Below are 21,884 nucleotides of genomic sequence, written 5' to 3'. Positions count from 1 at the left end.
GTAACCGGCGCGGATGCGAGGCCTACTTGTCGTCGTCGTCCTCGTCGCCGTCGTCATCGGGCAGGTTGAAGAAACTGTCGGCGTCTGGGGTTTCGTCCTTCTTGCGGTCGTCGCTGCCCCCCAGCGTGAAGGTCTCAAGCCCCTCGATGGCGGTCGGGATCTTCGGCTCGGTGTCCATCGACAGGCTCTGCTCGGTCGAGACCAGTTTGCGCCGTTCGTCGTCCGACATCACTTCGCCGGCGGCGGCCTTCTTGGCGGCGGCTTTCTGCACCACGGCGTCAAGTTCGGTCTGCTTGCACAGGCCCAGCGCCACCGGGTCGATCGGCTCCATCGACGAGATGTTCCAGTGCGTGCGCTCGCGGATCGACTGGATGGTCGGCTTGGTGGTGCCCACCAGCTTGGCGATCTGGCCGTCGGTCAGCTCGGGGTGGAACTTGACCAGCCAGAGGATCGCGTTGGGCCGGTCCTGCCGTTTGGACAGCGGCGTATAGCGCGGGCCGCGACGCTTTTCCTCGCCCACCGCGGCGGGGTTGAACTTGAGTTTGAGCTTGCGCGCCGGGTCGCCCTCCGCTGCGTCGATCTCGTCCTGGGTCAACTGGTTGTTGGCGATCGGGTCGAACCCCTTGACGCCGGCCGCCACGTCTCCATCGGCAATGCCCTGCACCTCAAGTTCATGCAGGCCGCAGAAATCGGCAATCTGCTTGAAGCTGAGCGTCGTGTTGTCCACCAGCCAGACTGCGGTGGCCTTCGCCATGATCGGTTTGTCCATAAGGCACTCCTTCGAATACATCTTCCCCGGGCCCTTGCGGGCGGCCCTCAGCGGCTTGACTGGCGGGCGGGTTACCGTTGTCGGGGAACTTGGGCGCTATATAGTGCGGCGGCGGCGGTGAGGAAAGAGAAAATGCGCTGGTTGATCCTGTTGTGGCTGTCGCTCGCTGCCCCGGCCCATGCCGAGGGCGAGCGGGCGGGCGATTTCGACTATTACGTGCTGGCGCTGTCATGGTCGCCCAACTGGTGCGCGCTCGAGGGTGCGGCGCGCGGGGCCGAGCAATGCGGCGCTGGGTTCGGCTGGGTCGTGCACGGGTTGTGGCCGCAGTATGAGGACGGCTGGCCAAGCTATTGCCCCACCAACGCGCGCGCCCCGTCACGCGCCATGACCGCGGCCCAGGCGGACCTGTTCGGCGCGCGCGGTGCGGCCTGGTATCAATGGAAAAAACACGGGGTCTGCTCCGGGCTGGCGGCCCAGGATTACTACCGCCTGGCGCGCGAGGCATGGGGCCGCATCGAGCGCCCCGAGGTGCTGCGCAAGCTGGACCGTGCCGTGCGCCTGCCTGCCTCGGTGATCGAGGCGGCGTTTCTCGAGGCCAATCCCGACCTGACCCCTGACATGATCACCGTCACCTGCAAGGCGGGCCACATCCAGGAGGCCCGCATATGCCTGACCCGGTCGCTGGAGCCACGGGCATGCGGCGCCGATGTGGCGCGCGACTGCACCCTGTCCGACGCGCTGCTGGAGCCGATTCGCTAACCGGCCAGCCCGACCCCTAGGTAGTAGGGCCAGACGATCAGCGCCAGAAGCCCCGTCCAGAACCCAAGCCCAAGAAACCCCAGGCTGAACAGCCAGCCGGTGAACCAGAGCATCCCCAGCGAGAGCTGAACCTTCACGATCTTTTCCGACATCCGCCTCTCCTTTCAGGCGCCCCGCCGCGCCAGTTCGACCAGAGTAACACGGTTCGCCGTGAACCCGAGCGCGATCAGCCGAGAACCCCCACCACCATCATCACCAACCCGGCAAGGCCCACCGTCCAGACTGCCGAGCGCAGCAGCGGGATGCCGATGGCGTAGGCCGGGACATAGGCCAGCCGCGCGAAGAAGAAGACCGCAGCGCCGGTCAGCGCCCATCCGTCCTCGATGCCCCTGATCTCGGCCAGCAGCGCCAGCGGCAGGAATACCGGCAGCGCCTCGAGCATGTTGCCAAGCGCGCGTTCCATCCGGCCGGCCATCACCGGCGCGGGCGGGCGGGCATCGCGGTTGCTGCGCAGAAAGGCGATCTGCTCGTCCTCGCCCGAGCGCGCGCGCATCGCGGACGGCAGGAACGTCTGCACCACGAACAACCCCAGCACCGCCAAAATCCAACCCGTCATCGCGCCCTCCGTCATTGTCGCCAGACGCATATGCCCGTCCGGTCCGGCCGGGGCAAGCGCGCGGCCAAGATGCCGCAGCGCGCGGTCAGGGCAGGATGATGGTCGATCCCGTGGTCTTGCGCGCCTCGAGGTCGCGGTGCGCCTGGGCAATGTCAGCCAGTGCGTAGCGCTGGCCGATCTCGATCCTGACCTCGCCCGAGGCCACCTTGTCGAACAGGTGCCCGGCCATCTCCTGGCAGGTGTCATGGTCGGCGATATGGGTGAACAGGGACGGACGTGTGATCTTGAGGCTGCCTTTCGGCCCGAGGATGCCAAGGTTGAACGGCGGCACCGGGCCGGAGGCATTGCCGAAGGAAATCATCATGCCCAAGGGCTTGAGACTGTCGAGCGAGCCTTCGAAGGTGTCCTTGCCGACCGAATCCATCACTACGTCGACGCCTTTGCCCTCCGTCAACTCGCGCACCCGCGCGGTGAAATCCTCGGTGTTGTAGTTGATGCAATGATCCGCGCCATGATCCAGCGCCAGTTGGCATTTCGCATCCGTCCCGGCGGTGCCGATCAGGCGAATGCCCTCGGATTTCGCCCACTGACACGCGATCAGCCCGACACCCCCGGCGGCGGCGTGAAACAGCACCGTATCGCCCTTTTTCAACGGCGTGGTGCGGTGGAACAGGTATTCCACCGTCATGCCCTGCAGCATCATCGCCGCGGCGGTCTCGAACCCGATGGAATCCGGCAGCGGCACCACCTGAAAGGCGGGCATCACCCGCGCCTCGCTGTAAGACCCCGGCGGATTGCAGGCATAGGCGGCCCGGTCGCCGGGCTTGAGGTGGGTCACACCTTCGCCCACCGCCTCGATCACGCCCGCGCCCTCCATGCCCAGCGCATGCGGCAGGTCGAGCGGGTAAAGCCCGGTGCGCTGATACACGTCGATGAAGTTCAGCCCGATCGCCTCGTGCCGGATACGAACCTCGCCCGCGCCCGGTGCGCCCGGATCACGCTCAACCAGTTTCAGGTTCTCGGGGCCGCCGAAGTCTTCGATGATGACGGTTCTTGCCATGGTGGATTCTCCCCGGCGGGCCTACCCCGCCACTTTCAATACGATCTTGCCGATATGCCTGGCATCCTCGATCCGCTCATGCGCCTTCGCGGCATCTTCGAGCGCAAACTCGCTGTCCATCACCGGGCCGAGGCGGCCGGCGTCGAGCAGCGGCCAGACCTTTTCGCGCAGTTCCTCCGCGATGCGTGCCTTGGCGTTGTCCGATTGCGGCCGCAGCGTCGAGCCGGTGACGGTCAGCCGCCGCGCCATGATCTGGGCAAAGTTCACCTCGGCCTTGGGACCGGCGAGGAAGGCGATGTGGACCATCCGGCCCTCATCCGCCAACGCCTTGATATTGCGCGCGATATAGTCGCCGCCGACCATGTCGAGGATCAGGTTCGCGCCGCCTTCGGCCCGCACGACCTCGACGAAATCCGCCTCGCGGTAGTTGATCGCCACCTCGGCGCCAAGCTCGCGGCAGACCGCGCATTTCTCGTCCGACCCGGCGGTAGTGAAAACGCGCGCGCCGAACAGACGGGCCAGTTGGATCGCTGTCGTGCCAATGCCGGACGACCCGCCATGCACCAGGAACCGCTCACCGGCCTTCAGCCCGCCGCGCATGAAGACGTTGGACCAGACGGTGAAGAAGGTTTCGGGCAGGCAGGCGGCCTCTTTCAGCCCCATGCCCTTCGGCACCGGCAGGGCATGAGCCGCCGGTGTCACGACATATTCGGCATAACCGCCGCCGGGCAGCAGCGCGCAGACCTGATCGCCAACCGCCCAGCCGCCGACGCCCGCCCCGATCGCCACGATCTCGCCCGCGCCCTCGAGCCCCGGCAGGTCCGAGGCGGCGGGCGGCGGGGCATAGCTTCCGGCGCGTTGCAGGGCGTCGGGGCGGTTGACCCCGGCCCAGGCCAGTTTGATCAGCACCTCGCCCGCGCCCGGCTCTGGCACCGGCCTTGTGCAGGGCACCAGCACCTCCGGCCCGCCGGGCCGCGCGATCTCGATGGCGCGCATGGTCTCGGGCAGGCTCACGCCTTGTCCTCCGGATGCCAGCGGCCCGGGTAATCCTCGCGCCCCTCGCCCGGCGCGCGGATCGTATCAAGGATGCGCCCCGGCCCCTTCAGGAAGGCATCCGCCAGCTTGGAGTCGCGAAACTTCGCCTTGGCCTTTTCAAACTGCATCACGTTGTCGATGCGCCGGTCGAGAAAGGCCCAGGTCGCCGCGTTGCCCTCGCTGGTGTCGCCCAGCCAGAACAGCACGGTCGAGGAATAGACCGCCGACAGGCTCGCGCGCTTGGTGTACCAGTTGATGTCGCGCGAAGTGTCGCCCAGGGTCGTCCAGATCAGATCGGAGGTGTTCCACAGCGCCCGCGCGCCCTCACCGGCATGGTGTGGCAGGGCCAGAAGGCTCAGCCCCCGGCGCACCAGGTCCTTGTCGGCCAATTCCAGCCGCAACCGCACCGCGTGGCCGATCCGGTCGCGAAAGCGCATCGCGGACAGGTCTTCGGCCTCGAGCAACGTCACCATCCGAAGATCGCCGCGCCGGTGATAGGCCAGCGCCATGTCGACCGCGCCGCGCGGAAAGATCGCCTTGGCCTCGGCCTCGGTCATGCCGCATTCGGCCCGGGCGGCGGCCAGTGTCCTGTCGCTCCAGCCATCGAAAACGGCGTGGGTCAGGGCGGCGTCCAGAAGTCTGTCTTGATCGGTCATGGCGCGACCATGCCACCCCGCAGGGAGGTGGACAAGGGGCCGGGGCTTTGCTATATGCGCGGTTCCTGCAATTCTGCAAACTCAAACCTAGAAAGGTGGTGACAACCACATGCAGGTATCCGTTCGCGACAACAACGTCGATCAGGCGCTTCGTGCTCTGAAGAAAAAGCTGCAGCGTGAAGGTGTCTTCCGCGAGATGAAGCTTCGGCAACATTTCGAGAAGCCCTCCGTCAAGAAAGCGCGCGAAAAGGCCGAGGCGATCCGCCGTCAGCGCAAGCTGGCGCGCAAGAAAGCGCAGCGCGAAGGCCTTCTCTGAGGCGTTGAGCCACGGAAAAAAGCGGCGGGCTTGCCCGTCAACGGTAACCCCCGGGAGTTTCTCGGGGGTTTTTCGTTGCCCGGGGCCGAAATCCGGCGTCAGACCAGCACCACGCCCGCGTCTTTCATGGTGATGATCGCCTCTTCCAGCGAGCCGTCGAGGTCGATGCCCCGGCAGGCCGACAAAAGCACCGTCACCTTGAAGCCCAGCTTGATCGCGTCGAGCGCCGACCACGCCACGCAGAAATCCGTCGCCAGCCCGACCAGCGTCAGGTCGGTGACGCTACGGCTGCGCAGATAGCCCTCAAGCCCGGTCGGCGTGGTCTGGTCGTTCTCGAAGAACGCCGAATAGCTGTCGATCTCGGGCCGGAACCCCTTGCGCAGGATCATGTCGGCGGGTTCGGTGTGCAGGTCTTCGTGGAACGCCGCGCCATCGGTGCCCTGCACGCAATGATCGGGCCACAGCACTTGCTTGCCGTAGGGCATGTCGATCACGTCATGGGGTCCGTTGTCCGGGTGCGACGAGGCGAACGAACCGTGCCCGGGCGGGTGCCAGTCCTGGGTAAAGACGCGCACCGGGAAATCGCGCGAGATTCGGTTGATCGCGGGCACGATCTCATCGCCGCCGTCGACCGCCAGCGCGCCACCCGGGCAGAAATCGTTCTGCACGTCGATCACGATCAATGCGCCATCGCTGTTGCCCTTCATGGCTGGCCCCTTTCCTGTTGCTGTGCCGGGTCAAGCACCCGCGCGCTGCAAATGTTCCACCAAATCCGCTGCCTGCCTCAGCCCCGCCACGTCAGAAAGACACGGCCGCCGCGCCGGTCGATCCGCACCCGCCAGGTGCGGCTGTCGGTGTCGGTGGCAAGGCGGAAATCCTGCAGGGACCGGATCGGCATTCCGTTGATTTCACTCACGATATCTCCGGGCTGAAAATGCCGCGACTGGGCGCCGTCACCAAGCCCGACGATCATCACGCCGCCCTCCTGCAGGCCGCGCACCAGCCCCCAGCGGGCGGCCAGCTCCGGCGTAACTTCCTGCACCACAAGGCCCTGAAACGGCCCCGGTGCGGTGACGGTCATCATGGTTTCGCCCAGGTCGGCCCCGACATCGCCGATGGCCCGCATCTCGACCGCGACGGTCCTGACCTGCCCGTTGTGCAGCAGTTTGACCGGGGTGTCGGCACCGATTTCCTGCAACGACATGCGAAAGGTCAGCTCGCCCGGCGCGTTCACCGGATGGCCGCCCAGCGACAGGATCACATCGCCGGGCACGACACCGGCCTCGGCAAAGGGGCTGGCGGGCGACAGGTCGCGCACCAAGAGGCCCTGCGGCAGATCGAGGCCCAGCGCCTCGGCGATATCGGAATCCACAAGCTGCACCTCGACCCCGGCATAGGGCCGCTCGAAGCTTGTGGCCCCGTCGCGCGCCTGGGCCACGACACGCGCCACGAGGTTGGCGGGAATCGCGAAGCCGATGCCGTTCGACCCGCCCGAACGGGTGACGATCTGGGTGTTGATCCCGACCAGCCGCCCCTGCATGTCGACCAGCGCGCCGCCCGAGTTGCCCGGGTTGATCGGCGCATCGGTCTGGATGAAATAGCCGCCCGCGTTGAAGGCGCCACCACCTCGCCCAGTGCGCGCCAGCCCCGAGACGATGCCCGATGACACCGTCTGCCCGACGCCGAAGGGATTGCCGATGGCCAGCACCAGATCGCCGACCGCAAGCGCATCGGAATCGGCAAGCTCCAGCGACGGCAGCGCCTCGGCCCCTTCCAGCCGGATCACCGCAAGGTCGGCCTCTTCGTCCGCCATCACCAGCGTGCCCACGAACTCGCGCCGGTCGGCCAGCACCACGCGGATATCGGTGGCATTGCCGACGACGTGGAAATTCGACACCACCAGCCCGCCGCCGACGATCACCCCCGACCCCAGCGAATTCTGTTCGCGCGGCCGGGTCCGGCCGAAATCACGGAACAGGTCCTGAAAGAACGGATCGTCGAAAAACGGGTTGGTGCGCTCGGCCACCAGGCGCGTGGCATAGATGTTGACCACCGCCGGTGCGGCCCGGTCGACAACCGGGGCGAAGGTCAGGTTGATCTCGGCTAGGCCGTCGGGCACCCGCGTTTCGGCATGAACGCCGAACGGCAACAGGGTCAGGACGGCCACGGCCAGCGTCTGGACGATCCGGGTCATTCAGTTCTCCTACGCTTTGTGCATGAATTTGGCGGGGGTCGGCGCGAAATCAAGGCATTGGACGCTATCCTGCGCGATCCGGCCGGATTCGGCCAGCCATTCGGCTAACGCGACGTTATGATCCGCAGGTCTCGCGAGGGGCAGTATAGTCGCCCCGAACACTTCGACGGGAGGACGACATGAGCCTGATCACCAAGACCGCAAGCTGGGCCGAGGACGAACACCGGATGTTCGCCGAGATGGTCGGGCGCTTTTACGAGGACGAGATGGTGCCGCATTCGGAGCGCTGGATCGAACAGGGCATCGTCGACCGCGATTTCTGGACCAAGGCGGGTGCGGCCGGAATCATGGGCGGTTCGATCTCCGAGGATTACGGCGGATCGGGTGGCGATCTGGGGTTCGATTCGGTCGCGCTCTATGAACAGACGCGCAAGGGCGATGCCAGCTGGGGCTACGGCATCCAGTCGATCGTGGCGCATTACATCGCCAACTACGGCTCGGACGAGCAAAAGGCAAAATGGCTTCCGGGGCTGGTCACGGGCGAGATCGTGGGCGCCATCGCGATGACCGAACCCTCGACCGGGTCCGACCTGCAGGCGGTGCGCACCTTCGCCGAGAAGGACGGCAACCACTACAAGATCAACGGCTCGAAAATCTTCATCACCAACGGCCAGACCGCCGACCTGATCATCACGGTGGCCAAGACCGACCGCGAGGCCAAGGCCAAGGGCGTCAGCCTGATCGTGGTCGAGGCCGACAAGGCCGAGGGGTTCCGGCGCGGCAGGAACCTGAAGAAACTCGGGCTGAAGGGCAACGACACCGCTGAGCTGTTCTATGAGGATGTGCGCGTTCCCACCGCCAACCTGCTGGGCACCGAAGAGGGCCAGGGCTTTTACCAGTTGATGAAGCAACTGCCGTGGGAACGTCTGCTGATCGGCATCCAGGCACTTGGCGCGATCGACTTCGCGATCGAGGAAACCGTGAAATACGTGCAGGAGCGCAAGGCGTTCGGACAGCGGGTGATGGATTTCCAGAACACCCGCTTCAAGCTGGCCGAGTGCCAGACCAAGGCCGAGGTGCTTCGCGCCTTCATCAACGACTGCATCGCCCGGCTGATCGCCGGCGATCTCGACGCGCCGACCGCCTCGATGGCCAAGTATTACGGCTCCGAGGTGCAGGGGCAGGTCATGGACGAATGCCTGCAACTGCACGGCGGCTACGGCTATATGTGGGAATACCCCATCGCGCGGCTTTATGCCGACGCGCGGGTGCAGCGCATCTATGGCGGCACCAACGAGATCATGAAGGAACTGATCGCGCGCTCAATGGATGTCTGACGGGTTGCATCCGCGATGCCCGGGCGTAGGGTCGCGGCAAACAAGGAGGATGCCATGAGATATGTGCACACGATGATCCGGGTGTCGAACCTGGAGGAAAGCCTCGATTTCTGGGTCGGCAAGGTCGGCATGGTCGAGATCCGCCGCACCGAGGTGCCCGAAGGCAAGTTCACGCTGGTATTCCTGGCCGCCCCCGCCGACGAGGGCACGGCCCGCGCGACCCAGGCGCCGGAACTGGAGCTGACCTGGAACTGGGACAGCGACGAAGTGCTGGAAACCGGGCGAAGCTGGGGGCATCTGGCCTACCGGGTCGATGACATCCACGCCACCTGCCAGCGGCTGATGGATGCGGGCGTCACCATCAACCGGCCGCCGCGCGACGGGCGCATGGCGTTCTTCAAGTCGCCCGACAACGTCTCGGTCGAATTGCTGCAGGAGGGCGACGCGCTGGATCCGGTCGAGCCCTGGGTGTCGATGCCGAACGTGGGAAGCTGGTAGGCGGCGCCTCCTGCCTTCAATGCGATAGCGCCCGGCTCGGTTCTCGGATCGGAACGTACCTGTGATGTTGCCGGCGCATTTGTTGACCGAATTCCGGCCCGGATGTTAGTGTTTGGCGGCTGCTGCCGGTGCTCGTCCCGGCGCCGTGAAAGAGTTGGCATGCCAGAAAAGTCACAAGCCGTTCCACGCCGCGATATCCACAGGTTCTATCAGAATGGCCTGCGCGCATTCCTGACCGCCTTTATTCTGCTGACCCATTCCGGGATGGCTCAGGCTCAGGACTACAATGACGGAGTAGACGCTTTTAACCGCGGCGACTACGGCACGGCCTACGAGATTCTCGAACCGTACGCGGACACCGGGCATACCCAGGCGCAAAGCGTGATCGGATTGCTGCTGTTCGAAGGCTGGGGCGTCGAACCGGACCATGATCGCGCTTTCGGCTATTTGTCTACCGCGTCGGAAAAGGGGAATACCCGCGCCACCAACAATCTGGGCGTGATGTACAACATGGGCCTGGCTGTCGCGGAAGATGACGCGGAGGCGGTGCGGCTGTTTCGATTGGCCGCAGACGCCGGGAACGCGGCAGCGATGGAGAATCTGGGCCTCATGTACTATCGGGGCGAGGGCGTCGAACGGGACATGGCGGAAGCGGTTCGCCTGATCCGCGCCGCGGCCGAGCGCGGCAAGACCGGTTCCTACGATCTGCTGGCCCGGTTTCACTACCAGGGGGACGCCCTGCCGCTCGATCATGCCAAGGCGCTCGAATACGCCAGCTTCGCGGCCGATCAGATGTATCCCCCGGCGATTCACATGCTGGGCATCCTGTACTACCGCGGGCACGGTGTGGAGGCCGATTTGGTCAAGGCGCGCGCGCTGTTCCTAAAGGCAGCACGGTGGGCCGACAAGGACGCCCCTCGGTCACTCGGCATCATGTACGAGCAAGGTCAAGGCGGGCCGGTGGATCTCCCGCGCGCACTGCTGTGGTATGAACTTGGACGCGACCGCGGTCGGTCGGACCTCCAGCCCCATGCTGAAAAAATCCGGGGCAGTCTTGCGCCATCGACACTGGCGCAAGTGGATGCCGAATTTGAACGGTGCCGAACGGTCCACCTTCTCGATTGCGGCAAGAATCTCCCGTCACCGGACTGATACGATCGGTTCAGTCGCTTGCGGCAGCCGCACGCCACGACCGCGTGAGCCCGCACCGGTCCATCGCGCCGCCCGCCCCGGCCCGTCGCGCTCAAGTCTTGAGAATGCGACGCGTTTCCTCGACCAGGCCGAAGGCGCGCAGCCAGTGGCGGCGGGTTGCCCGGCCCGGGCGGCGCCGCGCGCCGGCCTCTTTCATCGCCGCCTCGATCCGGCGCTTGATTTCGGGGATATCGTCGGCGCGCAGGCAATGGCGTGTAAGATACCAGCCGAGAAAGCGGTCACGGTCCTCGGCGCGCGGTGCCCCCTCGCCCGCCAGCGCCGGGGCGAGGGCGTCGAGCGATGCGATCTGCGTCGTGGCACTGGCGAAGTCCGAACCGCCGAAGCTGACGACGGGCTTGCGGTGGATCAGCGCCTCGAACAACACGCCGGTATTGGCGCCAACCACCGCCGTGGCCCCCGCGATCAGCCGGTGCACGGAGGTCTCCGCGACGCTCAGCTTGTCATGGGCGGCGGACAGGTCGGCCAGTTCACGCGCGACCCGGCGCGACTTGCACAGCGGATGGCGCTTGACCACGATGCTTGGCCCGTCCTCGCCGGCAATCTGCAACAGACAGCGCAGCACATCGAACGGATCGAGCCGCCAGAGCGTCGCCACCGGGTCGTTCATGGTCTGCAGCGGCATGAAGACATAGCGACCCGGCACGTCGGGTCCGGGCGTCTCGGGTTGCGGGTATTTCGACAGGTTGGCGTCGATCACCTCGCGCCGGAGCTTGCCCAACATCTCGCGCACGTCGTCCAGCGGCATCGCGGCGATCTGCGGTGCGAACCGCTCGGGTGCCGTCGCCAGTTCCGAAAACCCGGAATAGCCCAATCGGTCGACGGTGTAATACGGCGGCAGGTAGCTTTCCTTGAGCCGCAGCACATCCCCCGCCGGGCCGCGCGAATGATAGCTGACGATCACCTGCCCCGGCGCCGGGTTGCGCGGCGCGGTATCGGCGCCGTAGGGCAGCGCCAGCGGCTGCACCATCACGTCAAGCTCGCTCAGCGCAACCAGCAGCGATACGTAGAGGCGGCGGTGGCGGTCTCCGTCCAGCGGGCTGCGAAACCAGCCCGCCGGCACTTCGAGCACCACATCTGCCACCCGGCCCGGTCGCGGCGCGGCCATTCAGAGCGCCCCCCTCCGGCTTAGCCTGGCGGACGGGCGCGTGGTCGGTTGGGTGTGAGCGGGTGTCGTCATTGCACCAGTATCGGCGGGCCGAACGCCGCGCGGAATCCGCAAGGGCAGCCGCCAGACCCGGCGCACCGGCCCCGCCCGCGGCCCGGGATAGAGCCAGCGGGTCAGGCGGGGATGGCTGGCGCGCCAGTACCGATGGGCATGGGTGGCCGGTGCGCGCAGGAAATCGGCAAGGTCTTCGGCGTTGACCAGCCGGGCATAGGCCAGCGCGATCAGCGGCGTCAGCAGCCAGAGCCGCCAGCCGAACAGGCCGTAGGCCGCGCTGCGTGCCCCGGTCGGCTCCGGCGCGGCGCGCGGTTCGGGCGGTGGCGCGTGACGGCCGTAGCACTCGGCCACGATCGAGATTTCATCCGCGGTCAGCGTGGTGTCCTCGGGCATCCGGGGAGGCTGACGAAACAGCACCCCGTCCTCACGCCCCAGGTAATCGCGCGCGATCCCGGCATTCGCCTCGGCCATGTCCGCCATCACCTGCGCCGCGGTGGCGGGCGGCATCACCCAGGGTTTCGGCATCGCCAGCCCCTGGTCCGCGCGATAGGAAGCCAGCGCCTCGGTCGCCTCTTCGATGAACCGGAAATAGGCCGCGCGGTTCGGGAAAGGCCGGGCGTTGTAGCTGCGGATCAGTTCCACATGCGGCCCGGCCAGCCGCGCGCCATTGGCCTCGGCCCGGTCGGGGCGCGGCAGGTCGGTCAGAATCCCTAGCCCGGTGGTGGCGGCGAAATCGGCCACAAGGTCGCCCGCGATCATCTGCTCCGGCTCATAGACGCGCACGTGCAGGTTTTCATGCCCGATCCGCTCGGCCCAGGCGGTGAGGACGCGCCGGTAGTCGAGCCGGGCGCGGGTCCGGGCCTCGTCCAGCCAGTCGCCGATGGGCGCGTCCACCCGCCCGATGGCACCGCCGGCCACGAATTCGCAATACTGCGCATTGGCCCATTCGTCCTGACGCCGCAGGTAGACCACCATTTCAACCTCGTAGCCCTCGAGGTAACTGGCGATTTCCGGCGCGCGGTCGTGCAGAAAGAAGGCCTCGGACGACAGCACGATGGTGTGGATGCGGCCCCGCATATGGGCCAGCCCCGCCTCGATATGGTCGCGCAGGGCCGGGCGGCCATGCACCGCGGCGGGGGTGAATTCGGAATGCCCTGCCTGTTTGTGCGGACGCCCGGCCTGCCAGAACAACCCGACCTCGGGATACCAGACGCCGGCGCGCAAGAGCGCCGGGCGGTTCTGTTCCATCAGGTTTTGCAGGAACGTGGTGCCGGTCTTGGTGGTGCCGATATGAACGACGATGCGCGGTTTGCGCCGGGGTTGCAGGCGACGGGGCGCGACCCGGCGGATGCGTTCGTTGCGGGCGTAGGTGTTGAGCGCGGCCTGAAGATCGGCCTCGTCCGGCGATGCGGGCACGGTGAGTGCGGTTTCATAGACCACGTCCTGCGGCACCGGGGCGGCGTCGATGGCAACGTCGACAAGGTCGGCGCGCCCGGCGCGGATCGCCGCGGCGAGCAGCGGGTAGGCCCCCGCCTCGACCAGCGGTTCAGGCAGGTTGGGCGCGGCGGTGACGACATCGCGGGGCCTGACATCGCAACGCAGCAGGAGCGCGCGGGCGGTGTTCAGAAACACCACCCGGTCCGGCGTGCCGCGTTGCTGGCGCCAGGCCGGGCCGACGAACATATGGTGCAGGAACTGGGTGGCGGTATAGGCGAGGTGGTGGCGCAGCGGATCGTCGCGCCTGTGGGCCCCCACCTCGATCAACGCCTCGGCGGAATGGGTGAAATTCGTCAGCATATGATCGAAATCGCGCGCGGTCTTGTGCCGCCGTGCGGTCGACCCCGGCCGCACCCGGTAGGCCGGGCCGGGCACGGTGGATATGCTGATCACCTTTGCCCGCACCAGCGCGCGGGTCAGGAACGCGCGCTCTTCCCACTGCGGGGTGACGAAACGGATGTCGTTATCGTCGAGGAAGGCACGGCGATAGAGCCAGGTCCAGTGGTGGCGATTGTGAAGCAGATCGGGGCTGTCTTCGAAGGTGGTGCGCGCAACCGGCGTGTCAAAGAACCGCTCGGTCGCATCCGGGCGTCGCCCGGTCACCGCGCCGGTCTCGTCGCACAGCGCCTCGAACGCCTTTTTGGCGCGCACCATGTCGCTGCCCTCGGCGCAGGCAAGGTCGTGAACGCGGCGGAGCAGGTCGGGATTGTCCAGCCAGTCGTCGCCGTCGAGAAACCAGACGAAATCGCCGCGCGCCGCCGCCAGCCCGGCGTTGCGGGCAAAGCCCTGTCCGACATTGTCGCGCAGCACCATCGGGCGGATGCGCGGATCGTCGGCGGCACGCCGGTCGATGATCGCCTGCGACCCGTCCGGGCTGGCATCGTTGACCGGGATGATCTCGATCTCGCGCAGGCTCTGGCGCTGGACCGAAGCAAGGCATTGGTCGAGGAACCCGGCGACGCCGTGCACCGGGATGATGACCGAAACCTTCGGCGGCGCGTCTGCCTCGGCCCGGGTGACGGGCAGGGTCACGGGCCTTTGCGCCTCGATGAAATCGAGCGCGTCCTCGACGCGGCTGGGCACGTCGCAGCCGGGCACGTGATAGATCGAATACCAGACGTAGAAGGCGTGAAACAGCTCTTCCAGGCTGCGGGCGCGTTGGCGATGCGGCACCGGCTGGCGGTCGTCGGTCAGGCCCCAGCCGGCATAGAAGGGCGCGCCGAAACAGACCACCCTAAGCCCGGCGAACAGCGCCTCGAGCCCCATCTGGCTGGTCCCGACATAGACGGTGTCGACATGCTCGAACAGCGCGAAGGGGTTGACCGGATCTTTCAGGACCCGCACCCGCCCGGTGCTTTCGAGGTGGGTATAGAACCCGGTGCGCCCGGCGCCGCCGGTGGCGGTGTCGGGGTGGGTCTTGACCAGCACCTCGGCCTCGGGGTTCTCGGTCAGGGCCGCGATCAGCATCCGCTCGAACTCGGCCTCGCCGACCTTGCCGTGAACGGTCGAGGCGTCGGCATAGGCTTGGTCGACCACCAGCACGCGCCGGGGATAGCCTTGCGTCATCGCGGGGGCGCGCATCGGCTGGTCGTTGTATTTGCTGATCCGGCGGGTGGCGATGCGGTCGATCAGGGCGCGGGCCCGTTTGGTTTCGGCCCCGGTCAGGTCGGTGTCGCCGTTCAGCCATCCGGTCAGGCGGTTGGGGCGGTCGGCCATGAAGTAATAGCCAAGGTCGTCGTAGACATAGCCAAGACAGGCCTTGGCCGGATCGTCGTCGCGAAAGCCCCTGGCCCAGTTGTGGGTGGTGGCGAGAAAGGCAGGCTCGAAAAAGATCACCTCGCGCCCCTCGGGCAGGTTCGCGAACAGCCGCGCGCCGCCCTTGTGGCTATGCGCGGGGTCGGGGAACTGGGTGCCGGTAGCGAAGAACACCTCGCTTGCCGCGAAGTCCGGCGCGTCGACCGGGCGGGCGTTGGGAAACAGCCGCCGCAGGTTGGCGCCGAAGCGTGTGTCGAGCGTCGGTGCGATCAGGCCGAAGCCAACCTTTCGCGACCGCAGCGACAGCACGTATTGGCGGATATCGCGTGCGGGGGCGTGATCGGCGGTGCCGAGGTGGGCCGAGAAACGGCGGTGGATTGTCGCGTGATCTTTCATGTCTGCCCGCCTATGCCGCGCCGCGCCAGACCAGGTCCCACAGGCGCACGGCGGCCATGTTCTGCGGGCTGGGGCGGCGGTGGATCGGGCGATTTGCGGCGGCCTCCGCGATCATCCGCTCCCAGGCTGCATGCACCGGTTCGGGGGCGTAGTGGGTCTGGTAGCGGGCGCGGGCGGCGTGGCCCATACGCCCGCGCAGGGCGTCGTCGCGCATCAGCATCGACAGGTCATCCGCCAGCGTTCCGGTGGCCGCACCGCCAGCGGCAAGCCACCCTGTCTCGCCATGCACCACCTGGCCGCGCAGCCCGTTGCAGGCGGCATATCCGACCACCGGCAGGCCATGCGCCGACGCCTCGCAGGCGGTCAGCCCGAAGGCCTCGTGGACCGAGGCGGTGACGAAAAGCTGCGCGGCCTCGTAGGCCGGATAGGGATCGTCGAGCGCGCCGGTTAGCGTGATGCGGTCGCCCAGCCGGGTGCGTTTCGCCTGCCGCGCCAACGCCTTTCTTTGCGGCCCGTCGCCGACGATGCGAAGGCTCCAGTGGGGGTGGTCGGGGGCGAGGCGGGCAAAGACCTCGATCAGGCGCGACATGTTCTTGGGCGGCACCAGCCGGGCCACCGCCAGCAGCGTTTTCTGCCCCGCCCGCTTGCCCGCCTGCGCCTGCCCCTTGGGCGGGCGGATGGTGTTGGGCACGACGCGGATACGGTCCTGCAAGTGCTCGTCCAGCGTCGCGCGAAAGGGGTCGCCCAGCAGGTGGATCAGGGTGGCGCCGAAGAACACCACGCCGCGCTCCTCGGGCGAAAAGGTGCCAAGCTGCGCCGGACCGGCCGGGTCGGCATGTTCGGACAGGACCAGCGGCAGCCCGGCCTTGGTGGCGCAGCGCACGTAGCGGGCAAAGCCCCGGTTCATGTGCAGCCCGACCAGGACGCCCAGGTTGCGGCTGGCGACCTCGATCGCCATCCTCTGATCCGCCGCCGCCGTTTCCGCCTCGGGCAGGTGCACAAGGTCGACCCCGTCATCCAGCGGCCAGAGCGCCGGGCCGCGGGCATCGTCGAAAGTCAGGACCGTCACGTCATGGCCGCGCGCCGCCATCGCGTTGGCCATCATCTGCCCGACGTGTTCGGTGCCGCCGCGCCCCTTGGTGATCCAAGGCACGAAAAAGCCGATCCGCATCGGCGCGACCGGGCCGGGCAGGATCACCGGGGTGGTATCGGTAAACTGGGTGGTAACCTGCATGATGCCTCCGTCGCCTGTGCCGACGGGCCGCGCGCGCGCCGCCCCCGGGCTTCTGTTCTGGCTGCGACTCTTGCAGGTGTTTGGTTAAGATTCGGTTCGCCGGTTCAGGGTTTCAGCGACAGCTCACGCGTCAGCGCGTCAAAACGGGTGAGCGCGTCGATCAGCCCCGCCAGTTCGCTGATCGGGATCATGTTCGGCCCGTCGCTGGGGGCGTTGTCGGGGTCCTGGTGGGTTTCGATGAACACCGCCGAAACCCCCACCGCCACCGCCGCGCGCGCCATCACCGGGGCGAATTCACGCTCGCCGCCGCTGGTCGTGCCCTGCCCGCCGGGCTGCTGGATCGAGTGGGTCGCGTCGAACACCACCGGCCAGCCGGTGCCCGCCATGATCGGCAGGCCGCGCAGATCGCTGACCAGCGTGTTGTAGCCGAAACTGGTGCCCCGGTCGCACAGCATGATGCGCTCGTTGCCGGTGCTGGCGAGCTTGCTGGCGACATTGCCCATGTCCCAGGGCGCAAGGAACTGCCCCTTCTTGACGTTGACCGCAGCACCCGTTTCTCCCGCGGCGAGCAGAAGGTCGGTCTGGCGGCACAGAAAGGCGGGGATTTGCAACACGTCCACCGCCTCGGCCGCCACGGCGCATTGGCCGGGTTCATGCACATCGGTCAGCACCGGCACGCCGAATTCATCGCGGATTTTCGCGAGGATCGTGAGGCCCTCGTCGATGCCCAGCCCGCGCTCGGTGCCGATCGACGAGCGGTTGGCCTTGTCATAGCTCGCCTTGAAGATGAACCGCGCACCCGAGGGCGCGCAGGCTTCCGTGATCCGCTCGGCCATCATGCGCGCGTGTGCGAGGCTTTCAAGCTGGCAGGGGCCGAGGATGAAGGCGACCGGGGCGTCGCCGCCCAGCATCACGTTGCCGATCCCGATCTGTCGCGTCTTGCTCATCCCGCCTCCAGCGCCGCTTCGATGCGGGCGACGTCGCCCGGGTTGTTCAGCTCCCAGAACTGCCGGCCTTGGCCCGCGACCTCGACGCAGCGCACCTTCATGCCGTTGGCAAGGAAACGAAGCTGCTCCAGCCCCTCCAGCACCTCAAGCTGCGACACCCGCCAGCCCTGGTAGGCCGCCAGCGCGGCGGGGCGGTAGGCATAGACGCCGACATGGTGAAACACCGGGATGTCGTCGCTGGCGGCGACATCGGCGGGCAGCCACGGGATCACCTCCTTGGAGAAATAGAGCGCATCTCCATGATGGTCGGGCACCGCCGTGGTGGCCCCGACCAGACCATTCTTGCGGTCCGCGATCAGCCCGTCGTATTTCGCCCGGTCGCATTTCAGGATCGGCGTGGCGACCTGCACCTCGGGGTCGGCGCGCAACACTTCGATCAGGGCGGAGACGAAATCCGGCGGCGTCAGCGGCGCGTCGCCTTGCAGGTTCACCACGATCTCGGGTGCAATCCCGGCCCGCGCCAGCGCATCGGCGCAGCGCGCGGTGCCGTTTTCGCAGGCGCTATCGGTCATGATCACATCGGCCCCGAAGCCTTCGGCGGCGTCCTTGATCCGGTCGTCATCCGTCGCCACGAACACGCCATCGACGCCCGGCACACGGCACGCCGCCTCCCAGCTCATGCGGATCAGGCTTTTGCGGCTCCCGTCCGGCAGGCGCAGTTCGGCCAGCGGTTTGCCGGGATAGCGGGACGAGGCATAGCGCGCGGGGACGATGATGGCCGTCTTCACGCGATCCCCCCGCGCAACAGGTCGTGCATGTGCAGAACGCCCACCGGCCCGTGCGGACCGTCCACCACGATCAGCGCGCTGACCGCATGGTGTTCGAGGATCGCCAGCGCCTTGGCGGCAAGATCCCCGGGGGCCACGGTGATGGGGGCCGGGCTGGCGATATCGCCGGCGGTGTGGTCGAACAGATCGTCGATCCGCCGCCTGAGGTCGCCATCGGTGATGACCCCGATCAGCGCGCCGCCGCGCACCACGCCGGCGATGCCGAAGCCCTTTTCGGTGATCGTCAGAACGGTTTCGCGCATCGACGTTTCAGCCTCGACCAGCGGCACCTTGTCCCCGGTGTGCATCAGTTGCGCCACCGTCGCCATTTCCGCGCCCAGCCTGCCGCCGGGGTGGAAGACGCCGAAATCGGTTTTCTCGAACTGCCGCGCCGACATCAGGCAGGCCGCCAGCGCATCGCCGAGCGCCAGCGCCATCGTGGTCGAGGTGGTCGGCGCCACCCCGATCGGGCAGGCCTCGGGCGCGTCGGGCAGGGTCAGGCGCAGATCGGCGGCGCGCATCAGGGTCGAGCCGTCGCGCTTGGAAATGCCGATCAGCGGGATCGAATAGCGTTGGCAATAATAGATCAGGTCGCGCAATTCGGCGGATTCGCCGGAATTCGAGATCAAGAGGCACAGATCGTCCGAGGTGATCATGCCAAGGTCGCCGTGGCTGGCCTCGGACGGGTGAATGAAATAGGCGGGCGTGCCGGTCGAGGCCAGCGTCGCCGCGATCTTGCGCGCGATATGGCCGGACTTGCCGATGCCCGACACGATCACCCGGCCGCGCCGCGACAGGATCATCTGCACAGCGGGGACGAAATCGGGCGGCAGGATCTCGGCCAGATCCCAGATTGCCTTGGCCTCGGTCTGAAGCACCTTGCGCGCGGTATCGACAACAGTGCGGGCATTGCCCAGACTGATCGGAGCGACCTTCATATCGGATATATCCTTCGCTTTCATGCCACATGTGGCCTTGTTGCAGCGGTTGGTTGATTTCTAGTGAAGTTTTTCGGCAGGGTCCATGCCCGCGCGTTCACGCGGGCCCGGTGCCGACATCTTCGGGCGCGATGGCCACGGACTTGAGGATTGCGTGGCATCGCTGGCCGGGCGCAAGGCCCAGCCTTGTCACCGAGCGCCGGGTCAGCCGCGCCAGCAGGTGCCCCGCCGGGGTTGCGACCGAGACGATGGCGCCCGGCCCCTCGCCCGTATGGATCGCCTCGATGGTGCCCGCCAGCGTGTTCAGCGCCGACAGCCCCACCGGCACCTCGCGCGACAGGATCACGTCATGCGCGGCGATCCTGATCCTGAGCGCCGTGCCCGGGGCCTGCGCGACGCGCGGCAGCATCAGCGGCACGCCGCCCGCGTCGATCTCGCTCAGCCCGTCGTCGTGATGCGCCACCACCCGCGCCGACAGGACCGCGCCGACCGCGCGCACCCCGGTGGGCGCAAGGCTGGGGTCGCTCAGGACCACGCTGGCAGGCCCGCTGGCGATGACCCGCCCCGCGTCGATCATCACCACCGTGGTGGCCAGCCGTGCAACCTCGGCGGCGGAATGGCTGACATGCAGGATCGGCACGCTGGCCTCGTCGCGGATACGCTCGAGGAACGGCAGGATCTCGGCCTTGCGCGGCTCGTCAAGCGCGGCCAGCGGTTCGTCCAGCAAGAGCAGGCGCGGCTGCATCAGCAGCGCGCGGCCAATCGCCACCCGCTGTTTCTCGCCCCCCGACAGCCTGGCCGGGCGGCGGTCGAGCAACCCGCCGATGCCCAGCATCCCGACCACCCGGTCGAACCCCGCCGCATCCTGCGGCGCGCCCGACGCACGGCGGCCATAGTCGAGGTTGCGCCGCACATCGAGATGCGGAAACAGCCGGCCTTCCTGAAAGACATAGCCGACCCGGCGCCTGTGCGGCGGCAGCCAGATACCGGCGTCACTGTCGGCCAGCACCTCGCCCCCGGCCACGATCCGGGCATGATCGGGCCGGAACAAGCCGGCCACGGCGTTGATCACCGTGGTCTTGCCCGCACCCGAGCGTCCGAACAGCGAGGTCACCCCCGCCGGCGCGTCGAATGCGACATCGAGGGCAAGACCGGCAAGCCGGTGGCGCAGGGCGACCTCGAGGCTCATCCGCCCGCCACCCTTCTGGCCATCCGCCGCGCCAGCAGCTCCGACAGGACCAGGGCCGCCATCGCGATGGCGACCGAGACCAGCACCAGCCGGATCGCCGAATCCTCACGCCCCGGCACCTGCAGGAAGGCATAGACCGCCGAGGGCAGGGTCTGGGTCTGGCCGGGGATGTTCGACACGAAGGTGATGGTCGCGCCGAACTCGCCCATCGCCTTGGCAAACGCCAGCACCGCACCGGCCAGCACGCCGGGCAGGATCAGGGGCAGCGTGACGGTGGCAAAGACCCGCGCGCGTGGCGCGCCCAGCGTGGCGGCGGCCTCTTCCAGCCTGGGGTCCACCGCCTCGATCGACAGCCGGATCGCGCGCACCATCAGCGGAAACGCCATGATCCCCGCCGCCAGCGCAGCACCGGTCCAGCGAAAGGCGATGCTCATGCCCAGCGCCTCCAGAACCCGCCCCATCGGCCCCTGCGCGCCGAAGGTCAGGAGCAGCAGGTAGCCGGTGACCACGGGCGGCAGGATCAGCGGCAGATGCACCAGCCCGTTCAACAGCGCATGGCCCGGAAACCGCCAGCGCGCCAGCGCATGCGCGACGAAAACGCCCAGCGGCAGGCTGACCAGCGTCGCCACCAGCGACACCCGGAGCGACAGCGCCACCGCCTGCCATTCCTCGGGTCCGAGCCAGCCCATCAGCGCCCCGGCAGGGTAAAGCCCTGCGCCTCGAACACCGCGCCCGCGGCTTCGGTGGTGAGGAACGACAGGAAGGCCGTGACCGCCGGGCGGTCATGCCCCGCGATGACGGCGACGGGATATGTGATCGGCGGGTGGCTGTCCCCGGGAAAGGTGGCGACGACGCTGACCCCCGGGTCGGCCACCGCGTCCGATCCATAGACCACGCCGAACGGCGCAGCCCCGGTTGACACCAGCGCCAGCGCCGCGCGCACGTTGTCGGCCTGCGCCACCTGCCCGGCGATACGGTCCCAGATCCCCAGATGCGCCAGCGCGGCCTTGCCATACATGCCCGCAGGCACCGCATCGACCAGCGCCATCGCAAGATATCCCTCGCCAAGCCGTGTGGCGAAATCCCCGGCGGCAAGGTCGACGGGCGCGGCCTCGGGGTCATGGGCGATCAGCACCAGGGTGTTGCCGAGCAGATCGCGCCGACTGCCCGCCGCGATCAGCCCGCCCTCCTCCAGCACGTCCATCCAGGCGGTGTTGGCTGACAGGAACACATCCGCTGGCGCTCCGTTCTGGATCTGGCGGGCCAGCACCGACGATCCGGCATAGGAAAAGGTCACGTCATGGCCGCTCTCGCCCTCGAACAGCGTGGCGATCTCGTCCATCGCGTCGCGGGTGCTGGCGGCGGCGAAGACCAGCAGGCTGTCGGCCCGGGCCATCGCGGGCAGCGCCAGCACGACGGCCAGGAACACAAGGAAGGGTCGGGCGGGCATCGGCACACCTGTCATGGCGATATGTTTGCGCGGAAATATC

Annotated in this window: 22 protein-coding genes; 5 read left to right on the top strand and 17 right to left on the bottom strand. The window is 67.5% G+C overall.

Annotation, left to right across the window (positions count from 1 at the left end):
• Nucleotides 1-22: 22 nt before the first annotated feature.
• The gene (locus tag FVF75_RS04245) at nt 23-769 is read right to left on the bottom strand and encodes a DUF1013 domain-containing protein (protein WP_148376551.1); all 747 of its coding nucleotides are present in this window, start codon (nt 767-769) and stop codon (nt 23-25) included.
• Between the two features lie 132 nt (nt 770-901).
• On the opposite strand from FVF75_RS04245, the gene FVF75_RS04240 reads away from it, so the two are divergent.
• On the top strand, nt 902-1,528 hold the full coding sequence (locus tag FVF75_RS04240; RefSeq protein ID WP_148376550.1) for a ribonuclease T2 family protein: 627 nt from the start codon (nt 902-904) through the stop codon (nt 1,526-1,528).
• On the opposite strand, the gene FVF75_RS17490 is transcribed toward FVF75_RS04240, so the two are convergent.
• From FVF75_RS17490 to FVF75_RS04220, 5 genes are all read right to left on the bottom strand, one after another.
• Nucleotides 1,525-1,680, bottom strand: a complete 156-nt coding sequence (locus FVF75_RS17490; protein ID WP_187392972.1) for a hypothetical protein — start codon at nt 1,678-1,680, stop codon at nt 1,525-1,527. The genes FVF75_RS04240 and FVF75_RS17490 overlap by 4 nt on opposite strands.
• Before the next feature lie 74 nt (nt 1,681-1,754).
• Nucleotides 1,755-2,144 (bottom strand): MAPEG family protein, encoded by a 390-nt coding sequence (locus tag FVF75_RS04235; protein WP_187392971.1) that lies wholly within the window; start codon nt 2,142-2,144, stop codon nt 1,755-1,757.
• Nucleotides 2,145-2,229: 85 nt separating this feature from the next.
• Nucleotides 2,230-3,204, bottom strand: a complete 975-nt coding sequence (locus FVF75_RS04230; RefSeq protein ID WP_148376546.1) for a quinone oxidoreductase family protein — start codon at nt 3,202-3,204, stop codon at nt 2,230-2,232.
• 21 nt (nt 3,205-3,225) lie between these two features.
• Complete coding sequence (locus FVF75_RS04225; protein ID WP_148377341.1) at nt 3,226-4,212, bottom strand: NAD(P)H-quinone oxidoreductase; 987 nt, start codon at nt 4,210-4,212, stop codon at nt 3,226-3,228.
• A gap of 2 nt (nt 4,213-4,214) precedes the next feature.
• Nucleotides 4,215-4,895 carry a COQ9 family protein gene (locus FVF75_RS04220; protein WP_148376544.1) on the bottom strand — a complete coding sequence of 227 codons (681 nt, stop codon included), beginning with the start codon at nt 4,893-4,895 and terminating at the stop codon, nt 4,215-4,217.
• 109 nt (nt 4,896-5,004) lie between these two features.
• Here FVF75_RS04220 and rpsU point away from each other — a divergent pair, with 109 nt between their 5' ends.
• Nucleotides 5,005-5,211: a 30S ribosomal protein S21 gene (gene rpsU / locus FVF75_RS04215; RefSeq protein WP_148376542.1), complete on the top strand. Its 207-nt coding sequence runs from the start codon at nt 5,005-5,007 to the stop codon at nt 5,209-5,211.
• Nucleotides 5,212-5,309: 98 nt separating this feature from the next.
• Here rpsU and pncA read toward each other — a convergent pair whose 3' ends face one another.
• Entirely contained in the window at nt 5,310-5,918 is a 609-nt protein-coding gene (gene pncA / locus FVF75_RS04210) for a bifunctional nicotinamidase/pyrazinamidase (protein ID WP_148376540.1), read from the bottom strand.
• A 77-nt stretch (nt 5,919-5,995) separates the two neighbouring features.
• Complete coding sequence (locus tag FVF75_RS04205; RefSeq protein WP_148376538.1) at nt 5,996-7,405, bottom strand: trypsin-like peptidase domain-containing protein; 1,410 nt, start codon at nt 7,403-7,405, stop codon at nt 5,996-5,998.
• 179 nt (nt 7,406-7,584) lie between these two features.
• On the opposite strand from FVF75_RS04205, the gene FVF75_RS04200 reads away from it, so the two are divergent.
• The 3 genes from FVF75_RS04200 to FVF75_RS04190 all read left to right on the top strand — a co-directional run bounded on the left by FVF75_RS04200 (nt 7,585) and on the right by FVF75_RS04190 (nt 10,392).
• Nucleotides 7,585-8,742: an acyl-CoA dehydrogenase family protein gene (locus FVF75_RS04200; protein ID WP_187392970.1), complete on the top strand. Its 1,158-nt coding sequence runs from the start codon at nt 7,585-7,587 to the stop codon at nt 8,740-8,742.
• Between the two features lie 54 nt (nt 8,743-8,796).
• The gene (locus tag FVF75_RS04195; protein ID WP_148376535.1) at nt 8,797-9,240 is read left to right on the top strand and encodes a VOC family protein; all 444 of its coding nucleotides are present in this window, start codon (nt 8,797-8,799) and stop codon (nt 9,238-9,240) included.
• Between the two features lie 159 nt (nt 9,241-9,399).
• On the top strand, nt 9,400-10,392 hold the full coding sequence (locus tag FVF75_RS04190) for a tetratricopeptide repeat protein (protein WP_187392969.1): 993 nt from the start codon (nt 9,400-9,402) through the stop codon (nt 10,390-10,392).
• 91 nt (nt 10,393-10,483) lie between these two features.
• Here the strand turns inward: FVF75_RS04190 and FVF75_RS04185 are convergent, their stop codons facing one another.
• The 9 genes from FVF75_RS04185 to modA form a co-directional block, all read right to left on the bottom strand.
• Entirely contained in the window at nt 10,484-11,557 is a 1,074-nt protein-coding gene (locus FVF75_RS04185) for a capsular polysaccharide export protein, LipB/KpsS family (RefSeq protein ID WP_148376531.1), read from the bottom strand.
• Nucleotides 11,558-15,259, bottom strand: a complete 3,702-nt coding sequence (locus tag FVF75_RS04180) for a capsular polysaccharide export protein, LipB/KpsS family (RefSeq protein ID WP_148376529.1) — start codon at nt 15,257-15,259, stop codon at nt 11,558-11,560.
• Between the two features lie 10 nt (nt 15,260-15,269).
• Entirely contained in the window at nt 15,270-16,493 is a 1,224-nt protein-coding gene (locus tag FVF75_RS04175) for a glycosyltransferase (RefSeq protein ID WP_148376527.1), read from the bottom strand.
• 104 nt (nt 16,494-16,597) lie between these two features.
• Nucleotides 16,598-17,440: a 3-deoxy-8-phosphooctulonate synthase gene (kdsA, locus tag FVF75_RS04170; protein WP_148376525.1), complete on the bottom strand. Its 843-nt coding sequence runs from the start codon at nt 17,438-17,440 to the stop codon at nt 16,598-16,600.
• Complete coding sequence (locus tag FVF75_RS04165; RefSeq protein ID WP_148376523.1) at nt 17,437-18,228, bottom strand: 3-deoxy-manno-octulosonate cytidylyltransferase; 792 nt, start codon at nt 18,226-18,228, stop codon at nt 17,437-17,439. Before FVF75_RS04165 ends, kdsA begins: the two co-directional genes overlap by 4 nt.
• Nucleotides 18,225-19,205: a KpsF/GutQ family sugar-phosphate isomerase gene (locus FVF75_RS04160; RefSeq protein WP_148376521.1), complete on the bottom strand. Its 981-nt coding sequence runs from the start codon at nt 19,203-19,205 to the stop codon at nt 18,225-18,227. The genes FVF75_RS04165 and FVF75_RS04160 overlap by 4 nt, the downstream gene beginning before the upstream one ends.
• Nucleotides 19,206-19,302: 97 nt before the next feature.
• Entirely contained in the window at nt 19,303-20,394 is a 1,092-nt protein-coding gene (gene modC, locus FVF75_RS04155; RefSeq protein ID WP_148376519.1) for a molybdenum ABC transporter ATP-binding protein, read from the bottom strand.
• Nucleotides 20,391-21,083 (bottom strand): molybdate ABC transporter permease subunit, encoded by a 693-nt coding sequence (gene modB, locus FVF75_RS04150; protein WP_148376518.1) that lies wholly within the window; start codon nt 21,081-21,083, stop codon nt 20,391-20,393. The genes modC and modB overlap by 4 nt, the downstream gene beginning before the upstream one ends.
• Nucleotides 21,083-21,844: a molybdate ABC transporter substrate-binding protein gene (gene modA / locus FVF75_RS04145; RefSeq protein WP_148376516.1), complete on the bottom strand. Its 762-nt coding sequence runs from the start codon at nt 21,842-21,844 to the stop codon at nt 21,083-21,085. Before modA ends, modB begins: the two co-directional genes overlap by 1 nt.
• Between the last annotated feature and the right edge of the window lie 40 nt (nt 21,845-21,884).

Source organism: Maritimibacter fusiformis (assembly GCF_008086115.1).
Taxonomy (GTDB): domain Bacteria; phylum Pseudomonadota; class Alphaproteobacteria; order Rhodobacterales; family Rhodobacteraceae; genus Muriiphilus; species Muriiphilus fusiformis.
The sequence above is the reverse complement of the archived record's forward strand: the minus strand, read 5'-3'. Positions and strand labels throughout refer to the sequence as shown.

What these genes read in the sequence shown, in the direction of transcription:
- rpsU (WP_148376542.1), top strand. Translation starts at nt 5,005, where the DNA reads ATGCAGGTATCCGTTCGCGACAACAACGTCGATCAGGCGCTTCGTGCT.
- FVF75_RS04185 (WP_148376531.1), bottom strand. Translation starts at nt 11,557, where the DNA reads ATGGCCGCGCCGCGACCGGGCCGGGTGGCAGATGTGGTGCTCGAAGTG.
- modC (WP_148376519.1), bottom strand. Translation starts at nt 20,394, where the DNA reads ATGAGCCTCGAGGTCGCCCTGCGCCACCGGCTTGCCGGTCTTGCCCTC.
- FVF75_RS04205 (WP_148376538.1), bottom strand. Translation starts at nt 7,405, where the DNA reads ATGACCCGGATCGTCCAGACGCTGGCCGTGGCCGTCCTGACCCTGTTG.
- modA (WP_148376516.1), bottom strand. Translation starts at nt 21,844, where the DNA reads ATGCCCGCCCGACCCTTCCTTGTGTTCCTGGCCGTCGTGCTGGCGCTG.
- pncA (WP_148376540.1), bottom strand. Translation starts at nt 5,918, where the DNA reads ATGAAGGGCAACAGCGATGGCGCATTGATCGTGATCGACGTGCAGAAC.
- modB (WP_148376518.1), bottom strand. Translation starts at nt 21,083, where the DNA reads ATGGGCTGGCTCGGACCCGAGGAATGGCAGGCGGTGGCGCTGTCGCTC.
- FVF75_RS04220 (WP_148376544.1), bottom strand. Translation starts at nt 4,895, where the DNA reads ATGACCGATCAAGACAGACTTCTGGACGCCGCCCTGACCCACGCCGTT.
- FVF75_RS04175 (WP_148376527.1), bottom strand. Translation starts at nt 16,493, where the DNA reads ATGCAGGTTACCACCCAGTTTACCGATACCACCCCGGTGATCCTGCCC.
- FVF75_RS04200 (WP_187392970.1), top strand. Translation starts at nt 7,585, where the DNA reads ATGAGCCTGATCACCAAGACCGCAAGCTGGGCCGAGGACGAACACCGG.
- FVF75_RS04230 (WP_148376546.1), bottom strand. Translation starts at nt 3,204, where the DNA reads ATGGCAAGAACCGTCATCATCGAAGACTTCGGCGGCCCCGAGAACCTG.
- FVF75_RS17490 (WP_187392972.1), bottom strand. Translation starts at nt 1,680, where the DNA reads ATGTCGGAAAAGATCGTGAAGGTTCAGCTCTCGCTGGGGATGCTCTGG.
- FVF75_RS04180 (WP_148376529.1), bottom strand. Translation starts at nt 15,259, where the DNA reads ATGAAAGATCACGCGACAATCCACCGCCGTTTCTCGGCCCACCTCGGC.
- FVF75_RS04195 (WP_148376535.1), top strand. Translation starts at nt 8,797, where the DNA reads ATGAGATATGTGCACACGATGATCCGGGTGTCGAACCTGGAGGAAAGC.
- FVF75_RS04190 (WP_187392969.1), top strand. Translation starts at nt 9,400, where the DNA reads ATGCCAGAAAAGTCACAAGCCGTTCCACGCCGCGATATCCACAGGTTC.
- kdsA (WP_148376525.1), bottom strand. Translation starts at nt 17,440, where the DNA reads ATGAGCAAGACGCGACAGATCGGGATCGGCAACGTGATGCTGGGCGGC.
- FVF75_RS04235 (WP_187392971.1), bottom strand. Translation starts at nt 2,144, where the DNA reads ATGACGGGTTGGATTTTGGCGGTGCTGGGGTTGTTCGTGGTGCAGACG.
- FVF75_RS04240 (WP_148376550.1), top strand. Translation starts at nt 902, where the DNA reads ATGCGCTGGTTGATCCTGTTGTGGCTGTCGCTCGCTGCCCCGGCCCAT.
- FVF75_RS04160 (WP_148376521.1), bottom strand. Translation starts at nt 19,205, where the DNA reads ATGAAGGTCGCTCCGATCAGTCTGGGCAATGCCCGCACTGTTGTCGAT.
- FVF75_RS04245 (WP_148376551.1), bottom strand. Translation starts at nt 769, where the DNA reads ATGGACAAACCGATCATGGCGAAGGCCACCGCAGTCTGGCTGGTGGAC.